Origin of the sequence: Nocardioides soli (assembly GCF_014191495.1) — a bacterium.
Taxonomy (GTDB): Bacteria; Actinomycetota; Actinomycetes; order Propionibacteriales; family Nocardioidaceae; genus Nocardioides; species Nocardioides soli.
This window is the reverse complement of sequence record NZ_JACHWR010000002.1, coordinates 1-26976: the sequence shown is the minus strand read 5'-3', so window position 1 is coordinate 26976 and position 26976 is coordinate 1. Positions and strand designations below refer to the sequence as shown.

At 73.6% G+C, this 26976-nt stretch carries 26 protein-coding genes and 1 pseudogene; 13 read left to right on the top strand and 14 right to left on the bottom strand.

Annotated features, from left to right (window positions below):
* Positions 1–351: 351 nt before the first annotated feature.
* From kdpA to FHU40_RS10560, 5 genes are all read left to right on the top strand, one after another.
* On the top strand, positions 352–2016 hold the full coding sequence (gene kdpA, locus FHU40_RS10580; protein WP_183592317.1) for a potassium-transporting ATPase subunit KdpA: 1665 nt from the start codon (positions 352–354) through the stop codon (positions 2014–2016).
* Complete coding sequence (gene kdpB, locus FHU40_RS10575) at positions 2013–4064, top strand: potassium-transporting ATPase subunit KdpB (RefSeq protein ID WP_183592316.1); 2052 nt, start codon at positions 2013–2015, stop codon at positions 4062–4064. The genes kdpA and kdpB overlap by 4 nt, the downstream gene beginning before the upstream one ends.
* 8 nt (positions 4065–4072) lie before the next feature.
* Complete coding sequence (kdpC, locus tag FHU40_RS10570) at positions 4073–4687, top strand: potassium-transporting ATPase subunit KdpC (protein ID WP_183592315.1); 615 nt, start codon at positions 4073–4075, stop codon at positions 4685–4687.
* A gap of 1 nt (position 4688) precedes the next feature.
* Positions 4689–7178 carry a DUF4118 domain-containing protein gene (locus FHU40_RS10565; RefSeq protein ID WP_183592314.1) on the top strand — a complete coding sequence of 830 codons (2490 nt, stop codon included), beginning with the start codon at positions 4689–4691 and terminating at the stop codon, positions 7176–7178.
* 187 nt (positions 7179–7365) lie between these two features.
* Positions 7366–8043, top strand: a complete 678-nt coding sequence (locus FHU40_RS10560) for a response regulator (protein WP_183592313.1) — start codon at positions 7366–7368, stop codon at positions 8041–8043.
* A 446-nt stretch (positions 8044–8489) separates the two neighbouring features.
* Here the strand turns inward: FHU40_RS10560 and FHU40_RS10555 are convergent, their stop codons facing one another.
* Genes FHU40_RS10555 through FHU40_RS10540 form a run of 4 tightly spaced genes read right to left on the bottom strand, consistent with a single transcriptional unit; the run spans position 8490 to position 11499 of the window.
* Entirely contained in the window at positions 8490–8957 is a 468-nt protein-coding gene (locus tag FHU40_RS10555; protein ID WP_183592312.1) for a nitroreductase family deazaflavin-dependent oxidoreductase, read from the bottom strand.
* A gap of 21 nt (positions 8958–8978) precedes the next feature.
* A complete protein-coding gene (locus FHU40_RS10550) occupies positions 8979–10448 on the bottom strand; it encodes a DUF6297 family protein (RefSeq protein ID WP_183592311.1) in 1470 nt (489 codons plus the stop codon).
* A complete protein-coding gene (locus tag FHU40_RS10545) occupies positions 10445–11110 on the bottom strand; it encodes an ATP-binding cassette domain-containing protein (RefSeq protein WP_183592310.1) in 666 nt (221 codons plus the stop codon). The genes FHU40_RS10550 and FHU40_RS10545 overlap by 4 nt, the downstream gene beginning before the upstream one ends.
* A complete protein-coding gene (locus tag FHU40_RS10540; protein ID WP_252274951.1) occupies positions 11107–11499 on the bottom strand; it encodes a DUF4446 family protein in 393 nt (130 codons plus the stop codon). The genes FHU40_RS10545 and FHU40_RS10540 overlap by 4 nt, the downstream gene beginning before the upstream one ends.
* 52 nt (positions 11500–11551) lie before the next feature.
* Between FHU40_RS10540 and FHU40_RS10535 the strand changes: the two genes are divergently transcribed.
* On the top strand, positions 11552–12412 hold the full coding sequence (locus tag FHU40_RS10535) for a prephenate dehydratase (protein WP_425490173.1): 861 nt from the start codon (positions 11552–11554) through the stop codon (positions 12410–12412).
* A gap of 30 nt (positions 12413–12442) precedes the next feature.
* Here the strand turns inward: FHU40_RS10535 and FHU40_RS10530 are convergent, their stop codons facing one another.
* A complete protein-coding gene (locus tag FHU40_RS10530; RefSeq protein WP_183592307.1) occupies positions 12443–13210 on the bottom strand; it encodes a VOC family protein in 768 nt (255 codons plus the stop codon).
* Between the two features lie 97 nt (positions 13211–13307).
* On the opposite strand from FHU40_RS10530, the gene larB reads away from it, so the two are divergent.
* From larB to FHU40_RS10515, 3 genes are read left to right on the top strand one after another with little or no spacing between them, the layout of a single operon-like run.
* Positions 13308–13994, top strand: coding sequence for a nickel pincer cofactor biosynthesis protein LarB (gene larB / locus FHU40_RS10525; RefSeq protein WP_183592306.1), 687 nt, complete (start codon positions 13308–13310; stop codon positions 13992–13994).
* Positions 13991–15148, top strand: a complete 1158-nt coding sequence (gene larC, locus FHU40_RS10520) for a nickel pincer cofactor biosynthesis protein LarC (RefSeq protein WP_183592305.1) — start codon at positions 13991–13993, stop codon at positions 15146–15148. The genes larB and larC overlap by 4 nt, the downstream gene beginning before the upstream one ends.
* A gap of 9 nt (positions 15149–15157) precedes the next feature.
* On the top strand, positions 15158–16360 hold the full coding sequence (locus tag FHU40_RS10515) for an arginine deiminase (protein WP_183592304.1): 1203 nt from the start codon (positions 15158–15160) through the stop codon (positions 16358–16360).
* 131 nt (positions 16361–16491) lie between these two features.
* Here FHU40_RS10515 and FHU40_RS10510 read toward each other — a convergent pair whose 3' ends face one another.
* From FHU40_RS10510 to FHU40_RS10495, 4 genes are all read right to left on the bottom strand, one after another.
* The gene (locus tag FHU40_RS10510; RefSeq protein ID WP_183592303.1) at positions 16492–17439 is read right to left on the bottom strand and encodes a DUF5926 family protein; all 948 of its coding nucleotides are present in this window, start codon (positions 17437–17439) and stop codon (positions 16492–16494) included.
* A 9-nt stretch (positions 17440–17448) separates the two neighbouring features.
* The gene (locus tag FHU40_RS10505) at positions 17449–18255 is read right to left on the bottom strand and encodes a glycerophosphodiester phosphodiesterase family protein (protein WP_183592302.1); all 807 of its coding nucleotides are present in this window, start codon (positions 18253–18255) and stop codon (positions 17449–17451) included.
* A 13-nt stretch (positions 18256–18268) separates the two neighbouring features.
* Positions 18269–19471, bottom strand: coding sequence for an ATP-binding protein (locus FHU40_RS10500; protein WP_183592301.1), 1203 nt, complete (start codon positions 19469–19471; stop codon positions 18269–18271).
* A gap of 178 nt (positions 19472–19649) precedes the next feature.
* Positions 19650–19919, bottom strand: coding sequence for a hypothetical protein (locus FHU40_RS10495; RefSeq protein ID WP_215526043.1), 270 nt, complete (start codon positions 19917–19919; stop codon positions 19650–19652).
* 84 nt (positions 19920–20003) lie between these two features.
* Between FHU40_RS10495 and FHU40_RS10490 the strand changes: the two genes are divergently transcribed.
* Positions 20004–20870, top strand: coding sequence for an Fpg/Nei family DNA glycosylase (locus FHU40_RS10490; RefSeq protein WP_183592300.1), 867 nt, complete (start codon positions 20004–20006; stop codon positions 20868–20870).
* 18 nt (positions 20871–20888) lie between these two features.
* Here the strand turns inward: FHU40_RS10490 and FHU40_RS10485 are convergent, their stop codons facing one another.
* On the bottom strand, positions 20889–21578 hold the full coding sequence (locus tag FHU40_RS10485; protein WP_183592299.1) for a hypothetical protein: 690 nt from the start codon (positions 21576–21578) through the stop codon (positions 20889–20891).
* A 298-nt stretch (positions 21579–21876) separates the two neighbouring features.
* Here FHU40_RS10485 and FHU40_RS10480 point away from each other — a divergent pair, with 298 nt between their 5' ends.
* Entirely contained in the window at positions 21877–22212 is a 336-nt protein-coding gene (locus tag FHU40_RS10480) for a rhodanese-like domain-containing protein (protein ID WP_183592298.1), read from the top strand.
* A 155-nt stretch (positions 22213–22367) separates the two neighbouring features.
* Positions 22368–22928 carry a hypothetical protein gene (locus tag FHU40_RS10475; RefSeq protein ID WP_183592297.1) on the top strand — a complete coding sequence of 187 codons (561 nt, stop codon included), beginning with the start codon at positions 22368–22370 and terminating at the stop codon, positions 22926–22928.
* Positions 22929–23007: 79 nt separating this feature from the next.
* Here the strand turns inward: FHU40_RS10475 and aat are convergent, their stop codons facing one another.
* Positions 23008–23685, bottom strand: coding sequence for a leucyl/phenylalanyl-tRNA--protein transferase (gene aat / locus FHU40_RS10470; RefSeq protein ID WP_252274947.1), 678 nt, complete (start codon positions 23683–23685; stop codon positions 23008–23010).
* 33 nt (positions 23686–23718) lie between these two features.
* Between aat and FHU40_RS10465 the strand changes: the two genes are divergently transcribed.
* Entirely contained in the window at positions 23719–24411 is a 693-nt protein-coding gene (locus FHU40_RS10465; RefSeq protein WP_183592296.1) for an EcsC family protein, read from the top strand.
* On the opposite strand, the gene FHU40_RS10460 is transcribed toward FHU40_RS10465, so the two are convergent.
* From FHU40_RS10460 to FHU40_RS10450, 3 genes and pseudogenes are all read right to left on the bottom strand, one after another.
* Positions 24372–25586: a hypothetical protein gene (locus tag FHU40_RS10460; protein ID WP_183592295.1), complete on the bottom strand. Its 1215-nt coding sequence runs from the start codon at positions 25584–25586 to the stop codon at positions 24372–24374. The two genes, FHU40_RS10465 and FHU40_RS10460, sit on opposite strands and share 40 nt — an antisense overlap.
* Complete coding sequence (locus tag FHU40_RS10455; protein WP_183592294.1) at positions 25583–26686, bottom strand: hypothetical protein; 1104 nt, start codon at positions 26684–26686, stop codon at positions 25583–25585. The genes FHU40_RS10460 and FHU40_RS10455 overlap by 4 nt, the downstream gene beginning before the upstream one ends.
* Positions 26683–26976, bottom strand: a pseudogene (locus tag FHU40_RS10450) (hypothetical protein); the annotation flags it as partial. The gene FHU40_RS10455 and the pseudogene FHU40_RS10450, both read right to left, overlap by 4 nt.

Genomic DNA, 26976 nt, shown 5'->3' with positions numbered 1-26976 from the left:
TCGCGTCCGGATGGTTTCGAGGCTCGTCGCTGGCGCTCCTCACACCTCAACCACCGTGATCGACCGAGTAGGTGGTGGTTTCGAGGCTCGTCGCTGGCGCTCCTCACACCTCAACCACCGCCACGGTGGTTGAGGTGCGAAGGCGCCCTGGCGCCTGAGCCTCGAAACCACCACCCGTCAGGGATCCGTCAAGGCGTCCATGTGGCCCGTCAAGGAACCGTCAAGACGCGCGCGAGCACGCCGCGCGCGGACCTATGACTGAGGCGTGTCCGATGTCATCTACGTGCTCCTGACCCTCGCGGTCTTCGGGTTGCTCGCCCTGCTGGTGGGCGCCCTGGATCGGGGGTCCCAGTGAGCGATCTCGCTCCCGCCCTCGGCCAGATCGCGGTGCTCGTCGCCGCGCTGGCGGTCGCCGTCCCCCTCCTGGGCCGCCACCTCGCCCACGTCTACACCTCGCCGCGGCACCTCGCGGTCGAGCGCACGGCGTACCGGCTGCTGCGCGTCGACCCGGACGCCGACCAGCACTGGAAGACGTACACGATGTCGGTGCTGGGCTTCTCGCTCGTCAGCCTGCTGCTGCTCTACCTGCTCGGGCGGGTGCAGGAGCACCTGCCGCTGAGCCTGGGGTACGCCGCGCTGCCGGCCGACGGCGCGTGGAACACAGCGGTCAGCTTCGTGACCAACACCAACTGGCAGTGGTACGCCGGGGAGTCGACGGTCGGCCACCTCTTCCAGATGTCCGGCCTGACCGTGCAGAACTTCGTCTCCGCCGCGGTCGGCATGGCGGTCGCCGCCGCCTTCGCCCGGGGCCTCGCGCGCCAGCTCGCCGGCGGCCGGGTCGGCAACTTCTGGTCGGACCTGGTCCGCGGCGTGCTGCGGGTGCTGCTGCCGATCTCCGTCGTCTCCGCGGTCGTGCTCGTCGCGGGCGGGGCGATCCAGAACCTGATGGGCACCCGGACCGTCGAGACGCTCGCCGGCGGCACCCAGCAGGTGACCGGCGGCCCGGTGGCCAGCCAGGAGGTGATCAAGCAGCTCGGCACCAACGGCGGCGGCTTCTACAACGTCAACGCCGCCCACCCCTTCGAGAACCCGACCCCGCTCACCGACGTCCTCCTGATCTTCCTGATGCTGGTGATCCCCTTCGCGATGGCCTGGGCCTTCGGCCTGATCGTCCGCGACCGCCGCCAGGGGATCGCCGTGCTGTCGGTGATGGCGCTGCTGCTCGGCGTCGCGGTCACGCTGCTCACCTGGGCCGAGATGGCCGGCGTCGGCCGGGCCCCCGAGGCCGCGGGCGGCGCGATGGAGGGCAAGGAGGTCCGGTTCGGCGAGGCGGCCTCGGCGCTGTTCGCCGCGGCCACGACCGGCACCTCCACCGGTGCCGTCAACTCGATGCACGACTCGCTCACCGCGCCCGGGGGCGGCGTGGCGATGTTCGGCATGATGCTGGGCGAGATCGCGCCCGGCGGCGTGGGCTCGGGCCTCTACGGCATGCTGATGCTCGCGATCGTCACCGTGTTCCTCTGCGGCCTGATGGTCGGGCGCACGCCGGAGTACCTCGGCCGGAAGATCGGCCAGCGCGAGATCGTCCTCGTCGCCCTCTACGTGCTCGCCACCCCGGTGCTCGTGCTGGTCGGCATCGCGATCGCGATCACGGCGCAGGACGGCCTCGCCGGACTCCAGGAGTCGGGGCCGCACGGGCTCTCCGAGGCGCTGTACGCCGTGACCTCCGCCGCGAACAACAACGGCTCGGCGTTCGGCGGGCTCACCTCGGGCACGCCGTTCTGGAACACGCTGCTCGGCCTGCTGATGCTGCTCGGGCGCTTCGTGCCGATGGTCCTCGTGCTCGCGCTGGCGGGGCGGTTCGCGAGCCAGCGACACTCCCCGCCGAGCGCCGGCACGCTCCCCACCCACCAGCCACTCTTCGTGGCGCTCCTCTCGGGCGTCGCCCTGGTCGTGGTCGGCCTGACCTACGTACCCGTGCTCGCCCTCGGCCCGATCGCGGAGTCCCTGTCGTGAACGCCATCGCCAACCTGAACCTCGCGCAGGCGCTCCCCGGCGCCGTCCGCAAGCTGGACCCGCGCGAGCTGGTCCGGGCCCCCGTCCTGCTGGTCGTCGAGATCGGCGCGGTCGCCACCACGGTGCTGTCGGTGGCCGACCCGAGCACCATGGGCTGGATCGTCACGGTGTGGCTCTGGCTCACCGTGCTGTTCGGCACGCTCGCCGAGTCCGTCGCCGAGGGCCGGGGCAAGGCCCAGGCCGCCAGCCTGCGGGCGCTCCAGCAGGAGACGGTCGCGCACAAGGTGCACGGCTCCTTCGACCAGCTGCGCTACACCGGCAACCTGGCGGAGCTGCCCGTCGACGAGGTGCCCAGCACCGCGCTGCGCGCCGGTGACGTCGTGGTGGTCGCCGCGGGCGACCGCATCCCCGGCGACGGCGACGTCATCGAGGGCGTCGCGTCGGTCGACGAGTCGGCGGTGACCGGCGAGTCCGCCCCCGTGATCCGGGAGTCGGGCGGCGACCGGTCGGCGGTCACCGGCGGCACCGTGGTGCTGTCGGACCGGATCGTCGTCCGGATCACCTCCGACCCCGGCCGGTCCTTCGTGGACCGGATGATCGCGCTGGTCGAGGGCTCCGAGCGACAGCGCACGCCCAACGAGCTCGCGCTCAACGTGCTGCTCTCCTCGCTCACCGCGATCTTCGTCGTGGTCGTCGGCTCCCTCTACTTCGTGGCCGACTACAGCGACGCCCACCAGTCGCTGATCGTGCTGACCGCGCTGCTGGTCTGCCTGATCCCGACCACGATCGGCGCCCTGCTCTCCGCGATCGGGATCGCGGGCATGGACCGGCTGGTCCGCCGCAACGTGCTGGCGATGTCCGGCCGCGCGGTCGAGGCGGCGGGCGACGTCGACGTACTCCTCCTGGACAAGACCGGCACCATCACGCATGGCAACCGGCAGGCGGCCGAGCTGCTGCCGCTCACCGGTGTCGCCCAGGACGAGCTCGCGCAGGCGTCCCTGCTGTCCTCGCTCGCCGACGAGACGCCCGAGGGGCGCTCGATCGTCGCGCTGGTCGATGGTTTCGAGACAGGCGCAGAGCGCCTTCCTCAACCACCGGGGGAGCTCGTCCCGTTCAGCGCCACGACCCGGATGAGCGGCATCGACACGGGCAACGTGAGCATCCGCAAGGGCGCCGACTCGGCGGTCGCGAAGTGGGTGCACAGCACTGGCGGCCACGCCACCGACGAGCTGGACGCGATCGTCGAGCGGATCGGCGCCAGCGGGGGTACTCCGCTGGTCGTCGCCGAGCGTCGCGGCCTGCAGCCGGCCCGGGTGCTCGGCGTCGTCCACCTCAAGGACATCGTCAAGGACGGCATCCGCGAGCGGTTCGACGAGATGCGCGCGATGGGCATCCGCACCGTGATGATCACCGGCGACAACCCCCGCACCGCCGCGGCGATCGCCCGGGAGGCCGGCGTCGACGACTTCCTCGCCGAGGCGACCCCCGAGGACAAGATGGCGCTGATCCGCCGGGAGCAGGAGGGCGGCCGGATGGTCGCGATGTGCGGCGACGGCACCAACGACGCGCCCGCGCTGGCCCAGGCCGACGTCGGGGTCGCGATGAACACCGGGACGACCGCGGCCAAGGAGGCCGGCAACATGGTCGACCTCGACTCCGACCCGACGAAGCTCATCGACGTCGTCGAGATCGGCAAGCAGCTGCTGATCACCCGGGGCGCGCTCACGACGTTCTCGGTCGCCAACGACGTCGCGAAGTACTTCGCGATCCTGCCGGCCATGTTCGTCGTGGCGTTCCCCGACCTCGGCGTGCTCAACGTGATGCGCCTGTCGAGCCCGGAGTCGGCGATCGTCTCCGCGGTCGTCTTCAACGCGCTGATCATCATCGCGCTGATCCCGCTGTCGCTGCGCGGCGTGCGCTACCGGCCGTCGTCGGCGGCCGCCCTGCTGCGCCGCAACCTGCTGATCTACGGCGTCGGCGGACTGGTCGCACCGTTCGTCGGGATCAAGCTGCTCGACCTCGTCATCTCGCTCATCCCGGGGCTCTAGGAGGACCGATGAAGGACATCTACACGCTCTTCCGCCACAGCATGGCCGGGCTGCGGGTGCTGGTCGCGATGACGCTGCTCCTCGGCCTCGCCTACCCCCTGGCGATCACCGGCATCGCCCAGGTCGCCTTCCCCTGGCGGGCCGACGGGTCGCTGATCACCGCCGCCGGAACCCACACGACCGACGCGCACGACGCCGTCGGCTCCGCGATCGTCGGCCAGGTCGGCGACTCCGACGCGCTGTTCCGCAACCGCCCGTCCGCTGCCGGGAACGGCTACGACATGCTCGGCACCGCCGGCTCCAACCTCGGCCCGAACAGCTCCGATCTGGTCGCGTCGATCGAGCGGCGCCGGGCCGAGATCGCCGCCCGCGAGGGCGTCGACCCGGCGGACGTGCCACCCGACGCGGTCACGGCCTCGGCGTCCGGCATCGACCCGGACATCTCGCCGGCGTACGCCGCGATCCAGGTGCCCCGCGTGGCCCGTGCGACCGGCCTGGCCGAGGCCGACGTGCGCCGGCTGGTCGAGGAGCACACCTCGGAGCGCACCTGGGGCGTGCTGGGCGAGCCCCGGGTCAACGTCCTGGAGCTGAACATCGCGGTCCGGGAACTGGCAGGATCCTGACATGAACGAACCCCGCCGGGGGAGGCTCACCGTCTACCTCGGCGCCGCACCCGGCGTCGGGAAGACCTACGCGATGCTCGGCGAGGCGCGCCGGCGCTGCGACCGCGGGACCGACGTCGTCGTCGGCTACGTCGAGACGCACGGCCGCGAGCACACCGCGACGATGCTCGGCGGGCTCGAGGTGGTGCCGCGCGCGGAGGTCTCCTACCGCGGCACCACCTTCACCGAGATGGACACCGACGCGGTCATCGCCCGCAAGCCCGCGGTCGTCTGCGTCGACGAGCTCGCCCACTCCAACGTGCCGGGCAGCGCCCGCGAGAAGCGGGCCGAGGACGTCGAGCTGATCCGGCGCGCCGGCATCGACGTGATCACCACGGTCAACATCCAGCACCTGGAGTCGCTCAACGACGAGGTGGAGCGGATCACCGGCGTCCGGCAGCGCGAGACGGTGCCGGACGAGGTGGTCCGCACGGCCGACCAGATCCAGCTCGTCGACATGTCCCCCGACGCGCTGCGCCGCCGGATGGCGCACGGCAACATCTACAAGGCCGACCAGATCGACGCCTCGCTCACGTCGTACTTCCGCGTGGGCAACCTGACCGCGCTGCGCGAGCTCGCCCTGCTCTGGCTGGCCGACCGGGTCGACGACGCGCTCGGCGACTACCGGCGCGCGCACCGCATCGAGCAGCCGTGGCCGGCCAAGGAGCGCATCGTGGTCGCCCTCACGGGCGGCGCCGAGAGCGAGACGCTGCTGCGCCGCGGGGCCCGGCTCGCCCAGCGCGCGGCCGGCTCGGAGCTGATCGCCCTGCACGTGATCGCCGCCGACGGCATCGCGAGCGCCGACGAGTCCCGCATCGACCGGGCGCAGCAGCTCGCGGCCTCGCTCGGTGGCACGTTCCACTCGGTCGTCGGCGAGGACGTGTCGCGCGCCGTGGTCGACTTCGCGACCGGCGCCAACGCGACCATGATCATCGTGGGCGTCTCGCGGCACGGCCGGCTGCGCCGTCTCTTCACCGGCACGACCGGCGAGCGGATCGCCTCACTCGCCGGCACCATCGACGTCCACCTCGTCACGCACGAGCAGACCGGGGGCGCGGGGCGGCCGCGGTGGTACGCCTCGCCGCTGACCCGGCGCCGCCAGGTGGCCGGCCTGGTGCTGTCGGTGCTGCTGCCGGTGCTGCTCACGCTGGTGCTCAAGCTCTCCGACGACCCCGACCAGCTGCCGCTCGACGTCCTGCTGTTCCTGGCGGTGACGGTGCTCGTCGCCCTGATCGGCGGGATGCTGCCGGCGCTGGTCGCGGCGCTCGGCGGCTTCCTGCTCATGAACTGGTACTTCACGCCGCCGGTCAGCAGGTTCACGGTCGCGGAGCCGACCAACGTGGTGGCCCTCGTCGTCTTCGTCGCCGTCGCGATCGGCGTCGCTAGCGTGGTCGACCGCGCCTCCCGACGGGCCTCCGACGCCGTGCGCGCCCGCACCGAGGCGACCACGATGGCCTCGCTGTCGCGCTCGGTGCTGACGGGCCAGGACACGGCCGACGCGGTCGTCGAGCGGCTGCGGGAGACGTTCGGGCAGCGGGCGGTCAGCCTGCTGGCCCGTGGGCCGGTCGGCTGGACCGTGGTGGCGGCCAGCGGCACCGCCCCGGCGACCGGACCCGACGCCGGCGACACCCAGGTCGCGGTCGACGACGACCACGTCATCGTGCTCAGCGGGTCGCCGCTGCGCGCCACCGACCAGCGGGTGCTGGAGGGCTTCGCGGCCCAGACGGGGCTGGTGCTGGAGTACCGCCGGCTGCGCGAGCGCGACGAGCGCGCGGCCGCGTTGGAGCGCGCCGAGGCGACCAGTACGGCGATCCTGCGGGCGGTGTCGCACGACCTGCGCACGCCGCTGGCGACGATGCGCACCGCCGTCGACGGACTGGTCTCCGACAGCGTCGACCCGGCGGCACGGACCGAGCTGGTCGGCGCGGTCGAGTCGTCGACCGAGCAGCTCGAGCGGCTCATCGACAACCTGCTGGACCTCTCCCGGATCGAGTCCGGACTGGTGCGCCCCATGCTGCGCGACCTCAGCCTCGAGGAGGTGCTGCCGCTGGCGGTGGCGGGCCACCCGCCGGGCACGGTGTCGCTCGAAGTCGAGGAGTCGGTGCCGCTCGTGCACACCGACCACGGCCTGCTCGAGCGGGTCGTCGCCAACCTGGTCGGCAACGCGGTGCGGGTCTCGCGCGGCGCCCAGGTGCGGGTGCTCGCACACGTGCTGCCCGAGTCGGTCGAGGTGCTCGTGGTCGACCGCGGCCCCGGCGTACCCCCCGAGCAGCGGGAGCGGATGTTCGAGCCCTTCCAGCGCCTCGACGACAGCTCCGGCGCGGGGCTCGGCCTCGGCCTCGCCGTGGCGCGCGGGCTGACCGCGGCGCTGGGTGGCACGCTGTCGGCGGAGGACACCCCGGGCGGAGGGCTGACGATGGTGCTGTCGATCCCGCGGGCGGGTGGGTCGTGAGCCGGCGGGTCGGCGGTGCGTCAGCAACCGTTCGGGGGCGTCGGAAGGTTGCCTGCTCACCGCTGACCGGGGCCGGAGCCGGCGTCCGGGCCGGCGTCCGCGCCGGCGTCCGCGCCGCCCGGCGGTGCGTCAGCAACCGTTCGGGGGCCTCGAAAGGTTGCCTGCTCACCGCTGACCGGAGCACGCCGTGAGCAAGGTCCTGGTGGTCGACGACGAGCCGGCGCTGGCGCGGGCGCTCGCGATCAACCTGCGCGCCCACGGCTGGGAGGTCGTCACCGCCGCCGACGGCCGCTCCGCGCTCGAGGCGGCCGCCACCGAGCACCCGGACGTGGTCGTGCTCGACCTCGGCCTGCCCGACCTCGACGGCACCGAGGTGATCGCGGGCCTGCGCGGCTGGAGCCCGGTGCCGATCGTGGTGCTCTCGGCGCGCCAGCACGGCGAGGACAAGGTCGAGGCGCTCGACCTGGGCGCCGACGACTACGTCACCAAGCCCTTCGCGATGAACGAGCTGATGGCCCGGCTGCGCGCCGCCGTACGCCGCTCACAGGACTCGCCCCCGTCGACATCGGTGGTCACGGTGGGCGACCTGGTCATCGACATGGCGCGCAAGCGGGTCGCCCGGCGCGGCGTCGACGTGCGGCTGACCCCGACCGAATGGGCCTTCCTCGAGCTGCTCGCCCGCAACGTCGGCAAGCTGGTCACCCGCGAGCAGGCGCTCCGCGAGGTGTGGGGGCCGGCGTACGAGCACGAGACCCACTACCTGCGGGTCTACGCCGCCCAGCTGCGCCGCAAGCTCGAGGACGACCCGGCGCACCCGCGGCACCTGGTCACCTCGCCGGGGCTGGGCTACCTGCTGGAGGAGTGAGTGGGGGCGTCGGTGTGGTCGTGCCCCCGGTGCTTCATCAAGGGATGATGGCGAAGCCGCGCATCCCTGGCCGGCCTCACCCGGGTAGGCGCGGGTCGACCTTCATCCCTTGATGAACCTGCGGCGGGTGGTGGCAGAGCCCGCCTCCGGCCCGGATCACCTCGTTTCCCCGGCCGCCCGGGAAATGAGCGCGAAACGCCGACGCGCTCCGACGGTCACACGCGTCCGGCCCCCCGGGGCGTGGGAGATTCGTCGGCCGGCCGACGCAACTCACGCTGGGACGACGAACCTTCGTCGTCCCAGCGTGAGTTGCGTCGTCCCGGTGGAACACCCACCGCCCGCTGCCGCCAGTTGGCATAGTCCGTCACGATCTGGTTGCCCGAAGACCGGAACGGCAACCGGAACGTGACGGACTATCCCAGCCGCGGGCCAGCAGACAGCCCGGGTCAGCGCGGGGTGAGCCAGAAGAGCGGCAGCTCGCGGTCGGTGCGGTCGGCGTACGTCGCGTAGTTGGGCCACCCGGCGACGGCGACCGCCCACTTCTCGTCGCGCTCCGGACCGGCCAGCTCGCGGGCGTCGACGGCGAGGGTGCGGCCCCGGTAGGTGATGGTCGGGTCCTGGGCGGCGCGCAGGTTGGCGGCCCAGGCGGGCGGTTCGGGGGCGCCCCAGTTGGAGCCGACGACCAGCCAGCCATCGCCGTGCGGGACGGTCAGCAGCGGCGTGGTGCGCAGGATGCCCGACCGGCGGCCCGGCACCTGGAGCACGAGCTCGTGCAGCCCGGTCGTCGTCATGATCGTGACCCGGCCGCGCGAGAGCCGCTGGAGCGTCTCGTCGATGCGGACGATGAGGCCGGCGTAGCGCGGCAGCCACGGCTGCGCCCCGAGCTTGATCGCCATCCACCGCAGGGGGTTCATGGCCGGATCGTAGGGCCCCGATCAGCGCCTCGAAACCAGAAAGGCGAGGACGGCGGCGCTGAGCGCCACCGACCAGGCCGCGCCGACGGCGGTCGGCGCCGCGAGCAGCGGGATGGTGCCGAGCAGCAGGACGTCGAACCCGCGCAGCACGCTGCCGTAGAGCGAGGTCGGCACCGCACCCATCGGGGAGGCGATCAGCGGGAGCCGGTAGTCCGGCGGCCGGCTGGTGGTCCACCGCACCGCCGCCGCGGCGACCGTGACGCCGGCGGCCAGGGCGGTCAGCAGGCTGTCCGGCCACGGTCCGCCGACCGCGTGGTGCACGGCCGGCGCCGTCGCGAGGCCCCACAGGACCAGCACCAGCCCGGGTACGCCGAGGCACGCCACCCGCACCACCCAGGCCGGCTGCGGGAAGCAGCGCAGCAGGCTCATGGTCCGCGAGAGCACCCGCAGCGCGGTGAACAGCCCGACGCCGCCGACGAACCCGGTCAGCGTCACCACCACGAGCACCAGGTGCCCGAGGCCGAGGGTCGCGGCGACGTACGGCAGCACCAGCCCCGCGGCCAGGGCGGTGAGCACGGCACCGTTGCGCCGCAGTCGCACCACCTCGCGCCACACCAGGGCGCCCCCTCCCACGGCTCGGCCGCGCACGATCCGCACCGTGCTGCGCGCCCGCCAGTGCCGGGCGAGCAGCACGTCGAAGAGCAGCGTCAGGTCGAGGCTGGAGAGCGCGCCCGAGAGCCCCGGCAGCAACGCACCACCGTCGGTGAGGCGCTGGCGACGGATGCCGGCGAGCGCCCGGCCCGCGCGGACGACGTACGCCGCGGCGCCGGCCCCGACCAGCACCGCCGCGCCGGCCAGGACCGGGGTCGCCGGGCTGCCGGAGGCGCCGGGGACCAGGCCCGCGGCGACCAGCACCAGTCCGGCCCACAGGACGGCCGCGAGCATCCGGCCCAGCGCCCGGATCCCACGGTCGGAGGCCGCCTGGGCCCGGGCGGCGAGGGCGACCAGGAGCACGCACAGCAGCGCCGCGAGCACGGCGGACCACGCCACGGCCGAGGCAGCGAACCCGCCCAGGAGGCCGCCGACGGCCGCCGGGACCGCGCCGGCGACAGCGGCCACCGCGAGGGTGCCGAGGAGCCGACCGCGCAGCAGCGCCGTGCGGTCGAGCGGCGTGGCGAGCAGCCAGCTGCCGACCGCCGGCGACGCGAGCATCGGGCCGAGCAGGCGGGCGACCCCGAGCACCGCGGTCACGCCGGCGAGGGCCAGCAGCCAGCCCAGCGCGCCACGGGCGTCGACACACGCCTCGGACGTGCACGCGCCCGAGGTGACGACCCGCAGGTTGAGCAGCACGTTGATCGCCATCGCGCCGACGACCAGGGCGGAGAAGATCGCGACGTACGCGTCCTGGAACGCCTCCAGGAGGCTGGTGTCGGTGCGGCCGCGGCGCCAGGTGCGGACCTGGCGCCGGAGCTCGCGGACCTCCGCGCTCATGGCTCGGACGACACCGGTGGCTCGGGCGTGCCGAGCGCGTCCAGGTCGAGCACGTCGTCGGCGACGGCCGCGACCAGGTCGGGGTCGTGGCTCGCGAGCAGGATGCCCAGCCCGTCGACCTTCTCCCGCCGGAGCCGCTCGACCAGCCAGGCGAGGCCGGGCCGGTCCAGGCGGGCCTCCGGCTCGTCGAGGACCAGCAGCCGGCGCGGCCGCACGAACGCGCTCGCCAGCGCCAGCCGGCGGCGCTGCCCCGACGAGAGCGTGCCGGGCAGCTGTGCGGCCTGCGCGACCAGCCGGACCTCCTCCAGCACCTCGTCGACCAGCGCCTCCGCGTCGTCGACCCGGTGCGCCCGGGCGAGCAGGTCGAGGTGCTCGACCACGCTGAGGTCGGGGAAGAAGTCGAGGTCGTCGGTCACCGCCGCGACGTCGCGGCGGACCCGGACCGAGCGCTCGTCCACGGGGCTGCCGTCCAGCTCGACGGTGCCCGACGTGGGCTCGTCCGCGCCGGTCACGCACCGCAGCAGCGTCGACTTGCCGGCGCCGTTGCGCCCGCGCAGCGCCAGCGCCCGGCCGGGTGCGACGTCGAGGTCCACGCCCTCGAGGACGGTGACCTCGCCGTACTTCTTGGTGAGCCCGCGGACCCGCAGCAGGGGCGCCGTCACGGCCGCGCGTGGTCGATCGCCTCGAGCTCCTCGGGGGAGAGCTGCTGCTCGCAGGTCCAGTCGCTGATGCTCTTGGCGTAGGTTCGCGCGTCGCTGCGACCGTGGATCGAGGTCAGTACGACGCCGCTGCCGCTGTCGTCGAGCAGCGCGACCGACCACGACAGGTGGCCGCCCATGTCGCCGAACGCGTCGTAGCGCACCACCGCCAGATGGCGCAGCGCGTCGGTGCCTTCGCGACGCAGCGCGGCGACCTCCTGGCGCAGGCCCTGGACGTCCTCGGGCACCGCGTCGACCCCGCCGTCGCCGGCCCGCGGCGTGCGCCGCGCCTGCAGCGTCAGCGCCAGGGCGACGGCGGCCAGGGCCAGGGCAACCACGGACACGAGCTCCACGACGTCGAGCCTAGGCGCTCGGACCAGCGCGCCGCGTGGGACCATGACGGGTGTGACCCGACGCATCGCCTACCAGGGCGAACCCGGCGCCAACTCCCACCAGGTGTGCAAGGAGCACTACCCCGACTGGGAGGCGCTGGCGTGCGCGTCGTTCGAGGACGTCTTCGCGGCGGTCGACGGTGGCCCGGGAGTCGAGCCGAGTGCCGACCTGGCGATGATCCCGATCGACAACTCGATCGCGGGCCGGGTGGCCGACATCCACCACTTCCTGCCGGACTCCGGGCTGCACATCATCGCCGAGCACTTCCTGCGGATCCGGTTCCACCTGATGGCGGTGCCGGGCGCGGGGCTCGACGGCATCCGCACCGTGCACAGCCACGTGCACGCGCTCGGCCAGTGCCGCAAGATCATCCGCCAGCACGGCCTGACCCCGGTGATCGCCGGCGACACCGCCGGGGCGGCCCGCGAGGTGGCCGAGCTCGGCGACCCGACGATGGCCGCGATCTCCCCGCCGCTGGCCGCGGAGATCTACGGCCTGGAGATCCTGGCCACGGACGTCGAGGACGAGGACCACAACACCACCCGATTCGTGGTGCTCTCCCGCGACTTCGTCCAGGCGCCCGCCGGCAACGGCCCGGTCGTGACCAGCTTCATCTTCAACGTCAAGAACCTGCCCTCCGCGCTCTACAAGGCACTCGGCGGCTTCGCCACCAACGGTGTCAACATGACCAAGCTGGAGAGCTACATGGTCGGCGGGGAGTTCACCGCCACGCAGTTCCTCGCCGAGGTCGACGGGCACCCCGACGACCCCGGCGTACGCCGGGCGCTGGACGAGCTCGCGTTCTTCACCACCGAGGTGAAGATCCTCGGGGTCTACCCGGCGGACTCCTTCCGGGCCACCGCCTCGGGCTGACCCGCCGGGCGGCCCGTCATCCGCCCGTCATCAGCTCGCCATCAGGTTGAACATCCCGCCCTGCGGGTCGGCGAGGACCGCCATCCGGCCGACTCCCGGGACGTCGAAGGCGGGCGCGACCACGGTGCCGCCGAGTCCGACCGCCCGCTCGATCGTGGCGTCGACGGACTCGACGTTGAAGTAGACGTTCCAGTGCGGCGGCACCTCTGCCGACATCGGCGGCAGCGCACCACCGACCTGACGGCCGTCGACGACCAGGCAGGTGTACGCCGGGCCGCCGCCCATCGCCATCTCCTCCCAGGCGACCCCGAGGACCTCGGAGTAGAACCTCGTGGCGGCCGGGATGTCGGGCGTCACGACCTCGTTCCAGATCGGGGTGCCGGGCTCGTTGGCGCGCTCGGTGCCGATCGAGGTGCCGGGCTGCCACAGGTTGACCCGCGCCCCGGTCGGATCGGCGATCGCGGACATCCGGCCCATGTCCATCACATCGAAGGGCTGGGCGTCGACCCGCCCACCGGCGCCGGCCACCCTTGCCGTCGCCGCATCGACGTCGCCGACGGTGAGGTACACGCTCCAGAACGCCGGATGGTCCTCCATGCCCGGCATCGGCCAGCTGATCCCGGCGACCGTGTCGCCCTCCTTGCTCACGGCGACGTAGTAGTGGTCGTCCTCCATCGGGACGTCCTCCAGCTCCCACCCGAACAGCGGACCGTAGAACTCCTTGGCCGCGGCCTGGTCGGGCGTCACCAACTCGACGTAGCTGGGCGTGCCCTGGGGGTACCTCTCGAACTTCGGCATCTTCCTGCTCCCTGCTTCCGGTGCTGCCTCGTGATCGACCCGCTGTCCAGCCAACACCCGGCCACCGACAGTCGCAACGGTCGAGTAGGTTCGGCCCGTGGAGCAGCAGGACCCCCGGATCGCCGACCTCGGCTTCGCCCGCGTCGACGTCGACCGCGCGGCGCGCACCGGTGACCCCGAGGTCGTCTACGGCGCGGGCAAGACGCCCGACCAGGTGGTCGCGATCCTGCGCACCCTCCACGCCCAGCACCCCGAGCGCGCGGTGCTGGCCACCCGGCTCGGCCACGAGACGCTCGAGGCCGTGACGCAGGCGCTGCCGGAGGCCGCCGTCGACCTGGTCGCCGGCGCCGCGACGCTCGGACCGCTGCCGGAGCCGCGGGGCACGGTCGCAGTGATCAGCGCCGGCACCTCCGACGCCCCGGTCGCGGCCGAGGCGGCGCTCACGGTCGCGGTGCACGGCGCCGGGGTCGACCGCGTCGACGACGTCGGCGTCGCGGGCCTGCACCGGCTGCTCGGCGTCCGCGACCGGCTCGAGGACGCCGACTGCCTGGTAGTGGTCGCCGGCATGGAGGGCGCGCTGCCCTCGGTGGTCGGCGGGCTGACCGGCGTGCCGATCGTGGCGGTCCCGACCAGCGTGGGCTACGGCGCCTCGCTCGGCGGCGTCGCCGCCCTGCTCGCGATGCTCAACTCCTGCGCCCCCGGCATCACGGTGGTCAACATCGACAACGGGTACGGCGCGGGCGTCCACGCGGCCCGGGTCGCCCGCCAGTCGGTGCCCCGATGACTGTCTGGATCGACGCCGCCGCGGGCGCCAGCGGCGACATGCTGCTCGGCGCGCTGGTCGGCGCGGGCGTGCCGCTCGCGGCGCTGCAGGACGCGGTCGACGCGGTCGCCCCCGAGCCGGTGACGCTCCGCGTCGAGGAGGTACGCCGCGGCGCCCTCGCCGCCACCCGGGTCCACGTCGATGTCACCGAGTCCCACCACCACCGCACGTGGCGCGACGTGCGGTCCATGCTGACCGGCCACGAGCTCGCGCTGACCGTCTTCGAGCGGCTCGCGGTCGCGGAGGCCGCGGTGCACGGGACCACCCCCGACGAGGTGCACTTCCACGAGGTCGGGGCGCTCGACGCGATCGCCGACATCGTGGGCGTCTGCGCGGGCTTCGAGCACCTGGGTGCCACCGAGGTCACGGTCTCCCCCGTCGCGGTCGGCTCCGGCACGGTCGAGACCGCGCACGGCACCCTCCCGGTGCCGCCTCCGGCCGTGGCCGAGCTGCTGCGCGGCGTGCCGACCTTCGCCGGTCCGGTGGCCATGGAGCTGTGCACCCCGACCGGCGCGGCCCTGCTCACGACGCTGGCCACGGCGTACGGCCCGCAGCCGCCGATGGTCGTCAACCGGATCGGCGTCGGCGCGGGCGGGCGCGACCCGGAGGGGCACGCCAACGTGCTGCGGCTCTTCCGGGGTCTCGAGGCCTCGACCTCCGGGAGCGAGCGCCCGGTGCTGCTCGAGTGCAACGTCGACGACCTCGACCCCCGGGTCTGGCCGGCGGTGCTCACCGCACTGCTCGAGACCGGGGCGGCCGACGCCTGGCTGACCCCGATCCTGATGAAGAAGGGCCGGCCGGCCCATACCCTCAGCGTCCTCGTCGACGCCGGCCATGCGGCCGTCGTGCGCACCGAGATCTTCCGGCAGACCACCACGATCGGGCTGCGCGAGCAGCCGCTCACCAAGCACGCCCTCGACCGCGAGATGCTGCCGATCCAGGTCGACGGCCACACGATCGCGGTCAAGCTCGCCCGGCACGAGGGCGTCGTGGTCAACGCCCAGCCGGAGTACGACGACGTGGCCCGGGCGGCCGCGTCGCTCCGGCGTCCGGTCAACGAGGTGCTCACCGAGGCGCAGGACCTCTGCCGCGCCTTCCTCGGGACCGGCTCGTAGTCTGGCCGCATGGCCACCCACGGTGCCGACAGCGAGGTCGGCCGGCTCCGGACCGTGCTGCTGCACCGGCCCGGCAACGAGCTGCGCCGGCTCACCCCCCGCAACAACGACCGGTTGCTCTTCGACGGGATCCCGTGGGTGGCGCGCGCCCAGGACGAGCACGACGCGTTCGCGGCGGCGCTGCGCGACCGCGGGGTCGAGGTGCTCTACCTCACCGACCTCCTCACCGAGGCGCTGGCGAGCGAGGCGGCGCGCGACGGCGCGATCACGACCGCCCTCGCCGGGCTGCACCTCGGCGACTCGCTGCGCGCCTACCTGGGCGGCTTCCTGCGCGAGTCGTCGCCGGCGGAGCTGACCGGCTACCTGACGGCGGGGATCCGCAACGACGAGGTCCGCGGCGGCTACGGGCTGGTGACCTCGCTGCTCGCGCACGACGACTTCCTCGTCGACCCGCTGCCCAACCTGCTCTTCACCCGCGACTCCTCGGTCTGGGTGCGCGACCGGGTGGCGGTCACCTCGCTGGCGATGCCCGCGCGCTCGCGCGAGACCCAGCTGACCGAGCTGATCTACGCCGAGCACCCGCGCTTCCGCGGCACCCGCACCATCCACGGCTGGCGCCACGAGCACGTCGAGGGCGGCGACGTGCTGCTGCTCGCCCGCGGCGTGATCGCGGTCGGCGTAGGCGAGCGCACCACCCCCGCCGGCGCGGAGCGGTTCGCCGGCCAGGTGTTCTCGGCCGGCCTCGCGCACACCGTGCTCGCCGTACCCATCGCGCAGGAGCGGGCCACGATGCACCTCGACACCGTGTGCACGATGGTCGACGTCGACAAGATCGTGATGTACCCCAACGTCGCCGACTCGCTCCAGGCGTACGCCGTGACCGCCGCCGACGACGGGCCGCTCACGGTGGCCGACGCCGAGCCCTTCCTGGTCGCGGCCGCCAAGGCGATGGAGATCGACACGCTGCACCAGATCGACACCGGGCTCGACCCGGTCACGGCCGAGCGCGAGCAGTGGGACGACGGGAACAACACTCTCGCGATAGCGCCGCGGGTGGCGGTGGCCTACGAGCGCAACGTCGAGACCAACGCCCGCCTCGAGGAGGCCGGCATCGAGGTGGTGCGGATCGCCGGCTCCGAGCTCGGTTCGGGCCGCGGCGGGCCGCGGTGCATGAGCTGCCCGGTCTGGCGCGAGCCGCTGCCGGCCGACTGACCCTCCGCACCGCACGGACGGCACCTGGAAGACCCGGTCGTTGGCGACGGGGGATGCGCCAACGACCGGGCTCCGTGGACACTACGCGGCCGTCTCGGACGGCTCCAACCCAGGGGTGACCGGGACGCCGATCAGCGCAGCGTGACCTGCCGGTTGGCGAGTCCGGACCGCGCGGAACGCTCCGCGGTGGTGAGGTTCGAGTCGTCGGCGAGCGCCGCGGCGAGGTCGGCCGCGATCCGCTGGGCGGGCTCCTCCAGCACCTCCGGACCGGTGCCGACGGGCAGGTCCCAGACCGGGGCCAGCAGGCCGTGGGCCCGGAACATGCCGACGAACCTCGAGCCGTCGACCAGCACGTCCTTGCCGGCCGCGTGCAGCCGCGCGAGCGCGTCGAGGAGCCGGTCCTCGGGCTCGGGCATCACCCACCGCAGGTGCTCCTTGGTGCCGACGTTGGTCCAGTACGCCGCCTCGACGCCGGCCAGCCGCGCGGTCGGCTGGGCGACCGCGTTGGCCTGCTCGAGCGCCGCGGTGGCCGCGGCCCGGTCGTCCTCGTCGACGTCGGCGAACCAGAAGTCGAATCCCTCCTGCACCTCGACCGTCAGCGCGGCGTCGTCGACGAGGTCCTGGAACCGGGCGCCGGGTCCGGGCGGGTCGGTCAGGCCGATCGCGCCCGTCTCCTCCCGGCCCACCGCGTCGAGGGCCGCCTCCAGGGCGGCGCCCAGGTCGCGCGCCGGGTCGCCGAAGTTGTGCTGCACCTGGAGGCCCAGCCAGATCTCGCCGCTGTCGCGCACCATCGCCGGCGCCGCCATCGGCAGCAGCGTGCAGAGCTTGACGACCCGCTCCGGGTCGGCGGTCAGCCTCAGCGACGCGACGGCGGCGGGCACCAGCTCGCGCATCGCGACGATGTCGCACTCGGACGCCAGGCCCGCGAACGGCCGCGCGACGTACACCTCGGCGGCACCGCCGGGCGCGCCGTGGCAGGCCTTGTAGCGCTTGCCGGAGCCACAGGGGCAGGGCTGGCGCGGGCCGACCTCCCCCGGCGCGGTCTGGGGGCGGGACTTGGTGCGGGACTTCTTGGCCATGCGGGGAACCTATCCGGCCACCCCGTCGCGGTGGTCGAGAAGGTCGAGAACGTACGCCGGGCGGTCGGTGATCACCGCCTGCACCCCGAGCTCCAGGCACAGGTCCAGGTGGGCCTCGGTGTTGACCGTCCAGACGTGCATGCCGTGGCCGGCGGCGGTGATCCGCGGGCCGAGCCTCGGGTGCTCGGCGAGCTCCTTGATGCCGGGGCCGACCAGCCAGTCCGGCCCGATCAGCCGGCGCAGCATCGGCCAGTGCCGGGCGTGCTCGATCAGCATCACCAGTCGCAGGTCGGGGGCGAGCCGCTCGACCCGCTGCAGCGCGATCCGCGAGAAGCTCATCACGCGCACCGGCGACCCGGCGCGGTCCCAGCCGAAGTGCCGCAGCTGCTCGACGAGCCGACGCTCGACCAGGCCGCTGTACCGCGTCGGGTGCTTGGTCTCGATGGCGATCTCGACGCGCCGGTCGTAGTCGGCCACCGTCTCGAGGAGCGTGCGCAGCGTCAGCACCCGGTCGAGCCGCTCGTCGGGGCCGGGGGCCTCGTCGTCGAGGTCGGCCCAGGGGTTCTTCCAGGAGTGGAAGTCCAGCGCGTCGAGGTCGGCGAGCTCGCTGTTGGAGACCAGCGTGCGGCTGCTCGACGTACGCCGCAGGTCACGGTCGTGCACGCAGACGAGGTGGCCGTCGGCGGTGAGCCGGACGTCGCACTCGAGGCCCTCGGCGCCGGCGTCGAGCGCCGCGACGTAGGCCCGGAGGGTGTGCTCGGCGTTCTCGTGGCTGGCGCCGCGATGGGCGACGACCTGGGGTCTCACGGCCTTCATTCTTCCCCGTGGGTCAGCGGCTGCGGAGGAACCTGCCGAAGTGTGGCACGGTGAACGCCACGCTGCCCCGCTCGGCGGCGTAGACGAGGCCCTTCTTGATCAGCCCGTCGCGCGCGGGCGAGAGCGACTGCGGCTTGCGGCCGAGGTGGCGCGCGATGTCGGACGTGGCCACCGCGGCGTCGCCGTGCTCGGCGCCGAGGTCGGCCATCGCCGACATGTAGTCGCGCTCGGCGGGCGTGGCCCGCTCGTACCGCGCACCGAAGAAGCCGACCGCGAGCTCGGCCTCCGCGTCGGGTGCGGCGGCGTGGACGTCGGCGGCGCGGACCGGCGACCCGACCGCGGCGTCCCAGGTGACCTTCCCGTAGGCCTGCACGAAGTAGGGGTAGCCGTCGGTGAGCCGGTAGAGCTCGTCGAGCGCCTCCTGCTCGAACTCCACCCCCTCGGAGCCGGCCGGGACGGTCCAGGCCCGGTCGGCCATCTCGCGCGGCAGCCGGTCGACGCTGACGTAGCGGAACAGCCGCTCGGCGTACGACTTGGACGCGGCGAGCGCGACCGGCAGGTGTGGCAGGCCGGCGCCGACCACGATCAGCGGCGCGCCCTGCTGGCTGATCTCGTGGCAGGCGCCGCAGAGCGCCGCGAGCTCGGCGGTGGCGGCGTCCTGCATCTCGTCGACGAAGAGCGCGACGCCGACGCCGAGGTCGCCGGCCAGGGTCGCGACGTCGGTGAACAGCTCGACCAGGTCGAGCTCGAGGTCGCCCGAGTCGGCGCGGCCCTTGGCGGCGGTGACATCGACGGGCGGGGTCCAGCGTCGCCCGGCCCGCGCGGCGGCCCGGCGGTCGTCGAGCGTGGTCGTCAGCGCGAAGCTCTTGAGCACGCCCGCGACCTCGTCGACCCGGTCGGGGTCCCGGTGCCGGTGCGCCACCTCGCGCACCGCGGCGTGCACCGCCTGCGCGACCGGGATCCGGACGCTCTGGTCGGGCCGTGCCTCGATCTTGCCGGTCCCCCACGCCCGGCGCACGGCCTGGCCGCGGAGGGCGTTGAGCAGCACGGTCTTGCCGACGCCGCGCAGCCCGGAGAGCACCATGCTCCGCTCCGGACGGCCGGCGGCGACCCGCTCCAGCGTCACCTCGAACTGCTGGAGCTCGCGGTCGCGGCCGGCCAGCTCGGGCGGTCGCTGGCCGGCGCCCGGTGCGTAGGGGTTCCGGATCGGGTCCATGTGTTCGACGGTATCCGGGTGTCTAGGGGATTTCGTAGATTTGGCGGCATGCCGTCGCGCGCGTCGGTTTCATCAAGGGATGAAGGCGGAGTCACGCTTCCCAAGGTGAGCACAGCGAGGGATGCGCGACTTGATCCTCATCCCTTGATGAACCGGCGGCCGCCGTGACGAACCGGCCTCAGGCGGACTCGGCCGTCCCAGCCTCGATCTCATCGAGCCGCTCACGGGCGTCGTCGTAGGAGCGCACCAGCCCGGCGCGCAGCAGCTCGATCAGCGCGGGCACCTCGTCGACGGCCAGCCGGAAGCTGCCGGCGCACACGTTGTCGCGCCACAGCGACAGCACGACCAGGCCCGACTCGTGGTGCCAGCTCACCCGCAGGGCGCGGTCGTCACCCCGGGCGTCGAGGTAGATCGACCCCAGCTCGGGGAGCGGGCGCACGACGGACACGCCCCCATGATGCTCCCGGAAGTCGACGCCTGTCATCGGTTCCGCCAGGTCGCCGGGCCTGCCCAGCTTCACTAGACTCGCGCCGTGCCCGAGCTGCCCGAGGTGGAAGCGCTGGCCCTCGACCTCCGGGGGCGGCTCGACGGCCACGCGATCGCGAAGATCCACGTGGCGCAGTTCAGCGCCCTCAAGACCTTCGATCCTCCGCTGAGCGCGCTCGAGGGCACGCTGGTCGACGACGTCACCCGGCACGGCAAGTTCCTCGACATCGAGGCGTCCGGACTGCACCTCGTGCTCCACCTCGCCCGCGCCGGCTGGATGCGCTGGCGCGACGAGGTGCCCACGATCCCGCCGAAGCCGAGCACCAAGTCGACGCTCGCGCTCCGGATCGTGCTCGACGACCAGTCCGGGCTCGACGTCACCGAGGCCGGCACCCGCAAGAGCCTCGCGGCGTACGTCGTCCGCGACCCGCAGGACGTGCCCGGCATCGCCAGCCTGGGCCCCGACCCGCTGACCGACGACTTCACGATCGACCGCCTGCGGGCGATCCTGGAGCGGGAGGGCGGCAAGCAGCTCAAGGGCGTGCTGCGCCACCAGGGCACGATCGCGGGCATCGGCAACGCCTACTCCGACGAGATCCTGCACGCCGCGAAGATGTCGCCCTTCAAGCCCGCCGGCCACCTCACCGACGAGGAGCTCGAGGTGCTGTACGCCGCGCTGCGCACCACCCTCGGCGACGCGGTCGACCGCTCGCGCGGCCTGGCGGCGAGCGAGCTGAAGGGCGAGAAGAAGTCCAACCTCGCCGTCCACGGCCGCACCGGCAAGCCCTGCCCGGTCTGCGGCGACACGGTGCGCGAGGTCTCCTTCGCCGACTCGAGCCTGCAGTACTGCCCGACCTGCCAGACCGGCGGCAAGCCGCTCGCCGACCGGCGGATGAGCAAGCTGCTGAAGTAGTCCCCGGGCCCAGGCCCGTCAGAAGGTGACGTCCCCTTGCGTGATGGCGGCCTGCTGGGCAGCCAGGACTGTCGGCACCGTGCTACAGCCGTCGATGAATGTTCGTGCGTCGGGATGCACCATCGCTGCGACCTCGAGAATGGCGTCGTAGACCTGTTGCAGGGGAGAAACGTAGATCGGTTCGTGATGGGCGATGCGATTGCGCAGGTGTTGTATGTCGCGAAGCTTGGCGTGGACGTAGCGACGACCGTGCTGGGCATGCGGGAACGCCTTGACCAGGCGTGGTTGCCAGAGCGTCGTTTCGTAGCGCAGGGCGAGGTTCGAGTGGACTCCTTCACTGAGGAGCCCGACCCACAGCCCGAACGAGGTTGCTGCGACGACCTGGTCGGGCGTCGGACTGGCCGTACCGCGCTGCTGGAGGGTGGTGATGGCCGAGGTGAGGTGCGCCCTCTCTCCAGCGCACAGGTTCAGATGTGGGTCGTTCCACCAGTCGGCGCGTTTCCGGCCAATGGTGAGCTGGTCGTGAATGGCATTTCGGATGGCGATCTCAACGATGCCGATCGGCCCCCAGAAGGCAGCTGCGGCAGCATGATTCCAGCCGTAGAGCCGGGCAGCGTAGATGCGGTTCCCGCCGTAACGGGAGAGGTAGCGATTGAAGCGTGGCCCGCCGATGAATGCTTCAAGACCTGCGAGGGATGCGGGGTCCAACCTAGCCCCTAGAAGACAGTAGCCCCAGGGGTCCGGCTCTCGCCGAAGGTCCCTGGGGCGCTACGTGTACGAGTATGGTCGGCACCGGCCCCGACTTCAAGTCGATCGATGGCGTGAGTTGCGATGCCTCGATCCATGTCGCTCCCTCCTCGTCGCCGGTGCCTGTCTGCGGCAATCTGCCACGGGGCACCGACATGGTCGGGAGACGCACAGCGCACCTCGGGGTCGTCGGGACGGCGCGGGGAGCCTAGTGTCGGATCATCGACCGCGCAGCCGAACGCCCCAGAGAGGCCGACCGATGACCCAGATCCCGACCGTCGCCGTCGACGGCGTACCCGACCCGCTTCCGGAGGGGTTGGTGGTGCTCGACGTGCGCGAGCCGGTCGAGTGGGCCTACGGCCACATCGAGGGCGCGCTGCACATCCCGCTCTCGCTGCTGCCGCTGCGCCTCGACGAGCTGCCGGCCGGGCAGACGCTGGTGGTCTGCAAGATCGGCGGCCGCTCCGCGCAGGCCGTCTCCTGGCTCCAGCAGCAGGGGTACGACGCGGTCAACCTCGCCGGCGGGATGCTCGACTGGGAGGGCGCCGGCCGGCCGATGGTCAGCGACACCGGACAGCCGCCCCAGGTCGTCTGACGCTCACCGCCGGATCGCGGGCAGCGGCGGGCGCAGCGCCCGCGGCAACAACAGACAACAGCAGACATCGGAGTTCGACGGGTTTCTGACGGGATCTTCACGGGCGGCCGCGAAGGTGTCCGTCGTCCGATGTTCGACAGCTGATGGGAGTTGTGATGATGAAGCGTAAGACCCGTCGACTCGCGGCCGCGGGTATCGCGGTGGGTGCGATCGGCGGCCTGGGCGCAGGCGTGCTGGGCACGGGTGCGGCGCAGGCCGCGCACGCGGAGATCGATCGTTCCGGGAACGGCGGCGGCCTCGCATCGATGTCCTCGCCGTTCATCCCCGGGGTCGAGCACGTCGCCGCCGACGTGCTGCTGCACCTGGATCCGGACGGTGGGCCGGAGGGCGCCAGCTACGAGGGTCCGGCGGGCTCGAAGTGGAACGGCCCGGCCGACCGGGTCGAGACCGATGGTGACGGTCTGGCCGCGATGTCCTCGCCCTACCTTCCCGGCGTGATGCATCTGCCCGCCGCGGTCGGGCTGGCGCTCGGCCCGGGCGGGAGCCTGGAGGGCGCGCGGTACCTCGCCCCGGAGGGGTCGATCTTCGACGGCCCCGTCGCGGAGGTCGACGCTCGCGCGCAGGCGTTCTGGGACGAGCAGGTCGCCGCCGGCGCCACTCCGGAGCAGGCCGACCGGAGGCTCGCCGGCCTCGTCGACCGAGGCAACGCGGAGTAACCGCGCGACGAGGGAGGGCCCGGCACCGCCGTCACCGCGGGCCGGGCTCTTCCCGTTCCCGGGCGGGTCGCTCGCCGCCTCAGCGCCAGATCGCGGGCAGCGGCGCGCGCAGCGCCCGCGACAGCAGCCCCAGGTACGTCGTGCGCTGGATCTCGACCACGCCCAGCGAGGCCAGGTGCGGGGTCATCCACTGCACGTCGAGCAGCCGCGCGTCGACGTACTCGTCACGGAGCAGCCCGACCAGCCCGACCAACGCGACCTTCGACGCGTCGCGCTCGTGGTGGAACATCGACTCACCGGCGAACAGCCCCCCCACGGCGACGCCGTACAGCCCGCCGGCCAGCCGACCGTCGCGCCAGGCCTCGACGGAGTGCGCCCAGCCCAGCTCGTGCAGCCGCAGGTACGCCGATCGGATGTCGCCGTCGATCCAGCCCTGCGGCCGGGCCGGGTCGGCGCACGCGTCGACGACGTCGGCGAACGCCGTGTCGACGCGGATCTCGAAGTCGCGGCACGACCGCCGCAGCGACCGCGACACGACCAGCCCGTCGAGCGGCAGCACCCCGCGGTCCACCGGGCAGAACCAGTGCAGCGGGTCCCCCGGCTTGCCTCCCGGCATCGGGAACAGCCCGCGCCGGTACGCCGCGAGCAGCGTGCCCGGCTCCAGGTCGGCGCCGATGCCGACCATGTCGTCGAACAGATGCTGGCCCAGCGGTTCGCCGAACGACCAGCGCGACGGTGGCGGTTCGACGGGCGGCACAGGGTCGACGGTAGCGGTCCGTACGATCGAGACATGGCAGGAAAGGGCAGCGTGAGCAGGATGGCGGGGCGCTACGTCGCGCCGCGGTTGCCCGCGCTCGCCCCCGACCTCAACGCCGGCTTCGTGCGGGAGGCCCTGCACCGCGCGATCCACGGCATCGGACCGCTGGCCCCGGCGGCGGTCGCGGCGGAGCGCCGGCTGCACGACGCCCGCGGGCACCGCAGGCGCGCGCTGAACGCGATCATCGACGACCACGTCCGCTACGCGGGCGCCCAGGGCATGCTGACCAGCGTCGGCGGGGCGTTCACGGCCGTGGTCACCGTGCCCACGAACATCACCGGCCTGGCCCTGATCCAGGCCCGGATGGTGGCGGCGATCGCCCACCTGCGCGGCTACGACCTCGACGACCCCCGCGTGCACGACGCGGTGCTGGCCTGCCTGCTCGGCGAGGAGAAGGTCGACGCGCTGGTGCGGGCCAGCAAGATCCCCGCGCCGCCGATGGCGCTGGCCACCGCGCCGGTGCACGATCCCGAGACCCAGCGGGTGCTCGCGGCCGAGGTGACCTCCGAGCTGGTCGCCAAGGTGGCCGGCAAGCGCGCCGCCGTCGCGGTCACCCGCAAGGTGCCGATCGTCGGCGGCGTGGTCGGCATGGGCGTCGACGGACTCGCGACCTGGCGGATCGGCCGCTACGCCGGCTCGGAGCTGCGCCCGCGGGCGCGGCGGTAGGCCCGGAGCAGTCCGCGGCCGAGCTGGCCGTCCTGGAGCCGGCGCACGGTGCGCTCGCGCCAGCGGTACGTCGGTCGCAGGTAGGAGCGCTCCAGCGCCTTCTGGGTGTCGAGCAGCTCGGCGCGCAGCTGGGCCTCGACGTGCCGCAGCCGGGCTGCCTCGAGCAGCACCGCCTTGAGCGCGTCGACGCCCGCCTCGGCCACCTGGGCCTCGTCGGGGTGGTCGGGGTCGACGTAGTCGGTGACCGCGGGCGCACCGACCAGGTCGCGCAGGTCGCCCACCACGTCGTACCCGCGCCCCTCGATCTCCTCGATCCACGACGAGGTCACCTGACTGACCCACGGGTGCAGCTCGGGCGGCAGCGCGAGGCGCGGCGAGCCGCTGCGCTGCGAGAGCGTGTTGTGGGCGAGCAGCTCGCGCACCAGCGGCCGGTAGTCGGCGGGCTCGAGCTCCTGGTTGGCGGCGCGGTTGAGGCGGCGCACCAGCGTCGTCTCCGGTACGCCGAGCGACGGGTTGGCGCGCTCCGCCTCGAGGTCGAGGTCGAGCCCGTCGAGGCCGAACACGAGGCTGAACCGCTTCCAGAGCAGCTGCTGCGGGCCGCCGGGGGGCGGCACGGTGACCACGTGGATCCGCTCGGGCGGCAGGTCGTGGCCCCACCGGTCGAGGATGTCGGGCAGCTCCTGGACGCCCCAGAACCACGTCGAGATGCGGGTGTCGCGCGCCGGGTCGCGGATCTGGTCGAGGAAGGCCCGGTAAGGCAGCCCGGCGCGGTGTTTGACGTTCTCCTGCCACTCCGCGGGCAGCTGGCGCACCAGGTCGCGCGCGGAGATCACCAGGTGGATCTCGGTGCCGTCGCCGTGGCCGAGCGAGGCGAGCGCGCGGCCGGCCTGCGCGCGCGAGGCGGTCGCGAGGATCTCGTGGCTGACGATCGCGGTGCCGCGGTGGCGGCGGACCCGCTCGGCGAGCCGGTCCCAGGCGCCCACGGCCTCGGCCTCGAGGCCGCCCCAGGGCATCCGCATCAGGTCGAGCGCCGCCAGGAAGTGGGCGTCGAAGCGGTCGGCCGGGTAGAGGATGCCCGAGCTCGCGAGCCGGCGCCGGTTGCGGAACAGCACGTCCTGGAGGTACGACGTGCCGGTCTTCGGCGTGCCGACGTGCAGGAGGACCTTCGCGCTCACGGTGCTCCTCCACTCCGGTCCAGCAGCAGGCGCATCCCGAGCGCCAGCGCGCCGGCGTCCGACGGCTCGGGGACGCCGGGGCGAGTCACGGGCAGCAGGCCGTCCGGATCGCCGTGGACAGGGTAGCCACCGCGCAGCAGCGCGTCGCGCATCCGGGTCGCCCGCCCGTGCACCCGCTCCAGGTGCCGGGCGGGCAGCACCAGCTCCGGCCCGGGCGCGCTCGCGAGCCACGGCAGCAGCGTGGCGCGCAGCAGGTCGCGACGCAGCGGGGGTACGGCGAGCAGCCCGATCACCTGCCCGACCCGGCGGGCCAGGTCGACGGCGTCGGCCGACAGGCGGGGCGCGCCGGCGGGAGCCCGGCGCACCCGCACCAGGCGCGGGACGGCGTCCAGGTCGAGCACGATCCGCACCCGGTGCCGGCCGACGTGGCCGCGCCAGAAGTCCGCCGTACGGGCCAGGTCGACACGCTGCGGGAGGTCGCCGCGCACCGCCCGCGCGACCCACTCGCGGAAGGGCGGCGCGCCGTACCCGAGGCTTCGGGCGGTCCACTCGTCGACGAGCATCCGGCCCAGGTCGGCGCCGAGCACCAGCACCACCGAGCCACGTCCGCCCGGCGGCCGGCCGCGGGCGATCAGGTCGCGGCGCCGCGGGTCGGCCAGCACCGGGTCGCCGACCAGGCGGTAGCGCTGCCGCCACGGCCGGACCGCGCGGGCGCGCGGCGGCTCGGGCAGGCCGGCGGCGACCACGTCCTCAGCGAGCAGGCCGGCCAGCACGCGCAGCAGCTCGTCGTCGGGGAGGTCCGCGGGGTCGACGGGGCCGGGGCCGAAGGGCCGCGGCTCGACGGCGCCCACGAGCTCGAGGTCGGGGCGGCCGCGGCCGGGGGCACTGGCCTCGAGCACCCGGCCGACCAGCGCGGCCGGCACCGGCCCGGTGAGGTTGAGGCGGCGCAGCAGCTCGAGCTGCTGGGCGCCCGGCAGGTAGCGGCCGCCGGGCTCGCCGGCCCCCGACCACTCGCGCCACGGCGTCGCGCCCCCGTCGCGCAGGTGGGCGTGCCAGCCCCACGCCCGCCGGAGTCCCGGAGAGTCGGGGTCGGGGCTCACCGCTCCCGCAGCCGTTCGGCCTGGGTGCGCATCCGCGAGACCAGGGTCCGGTCGGGGTCCGAGCGGCGCGCCGCCTCGCGGGTCATCGCGGCGAGCGCGTTGAGGGCGGTCTCGAGCTGCCGCTTGCGGCCGACCCGGTCGGGGTGGCGGTAGCGCTCGTCGGGGTCCGGGCGCACCGGACGCAGCTCCTCGACGTCGCCGACGACGTGGACGCCGCTGCCCTCGATCCACTCGATCCAGCGCTCGGCCCGCTCCTCGGCCCAGTCGAAGTGGTCGGGTGGCAGGCGGAC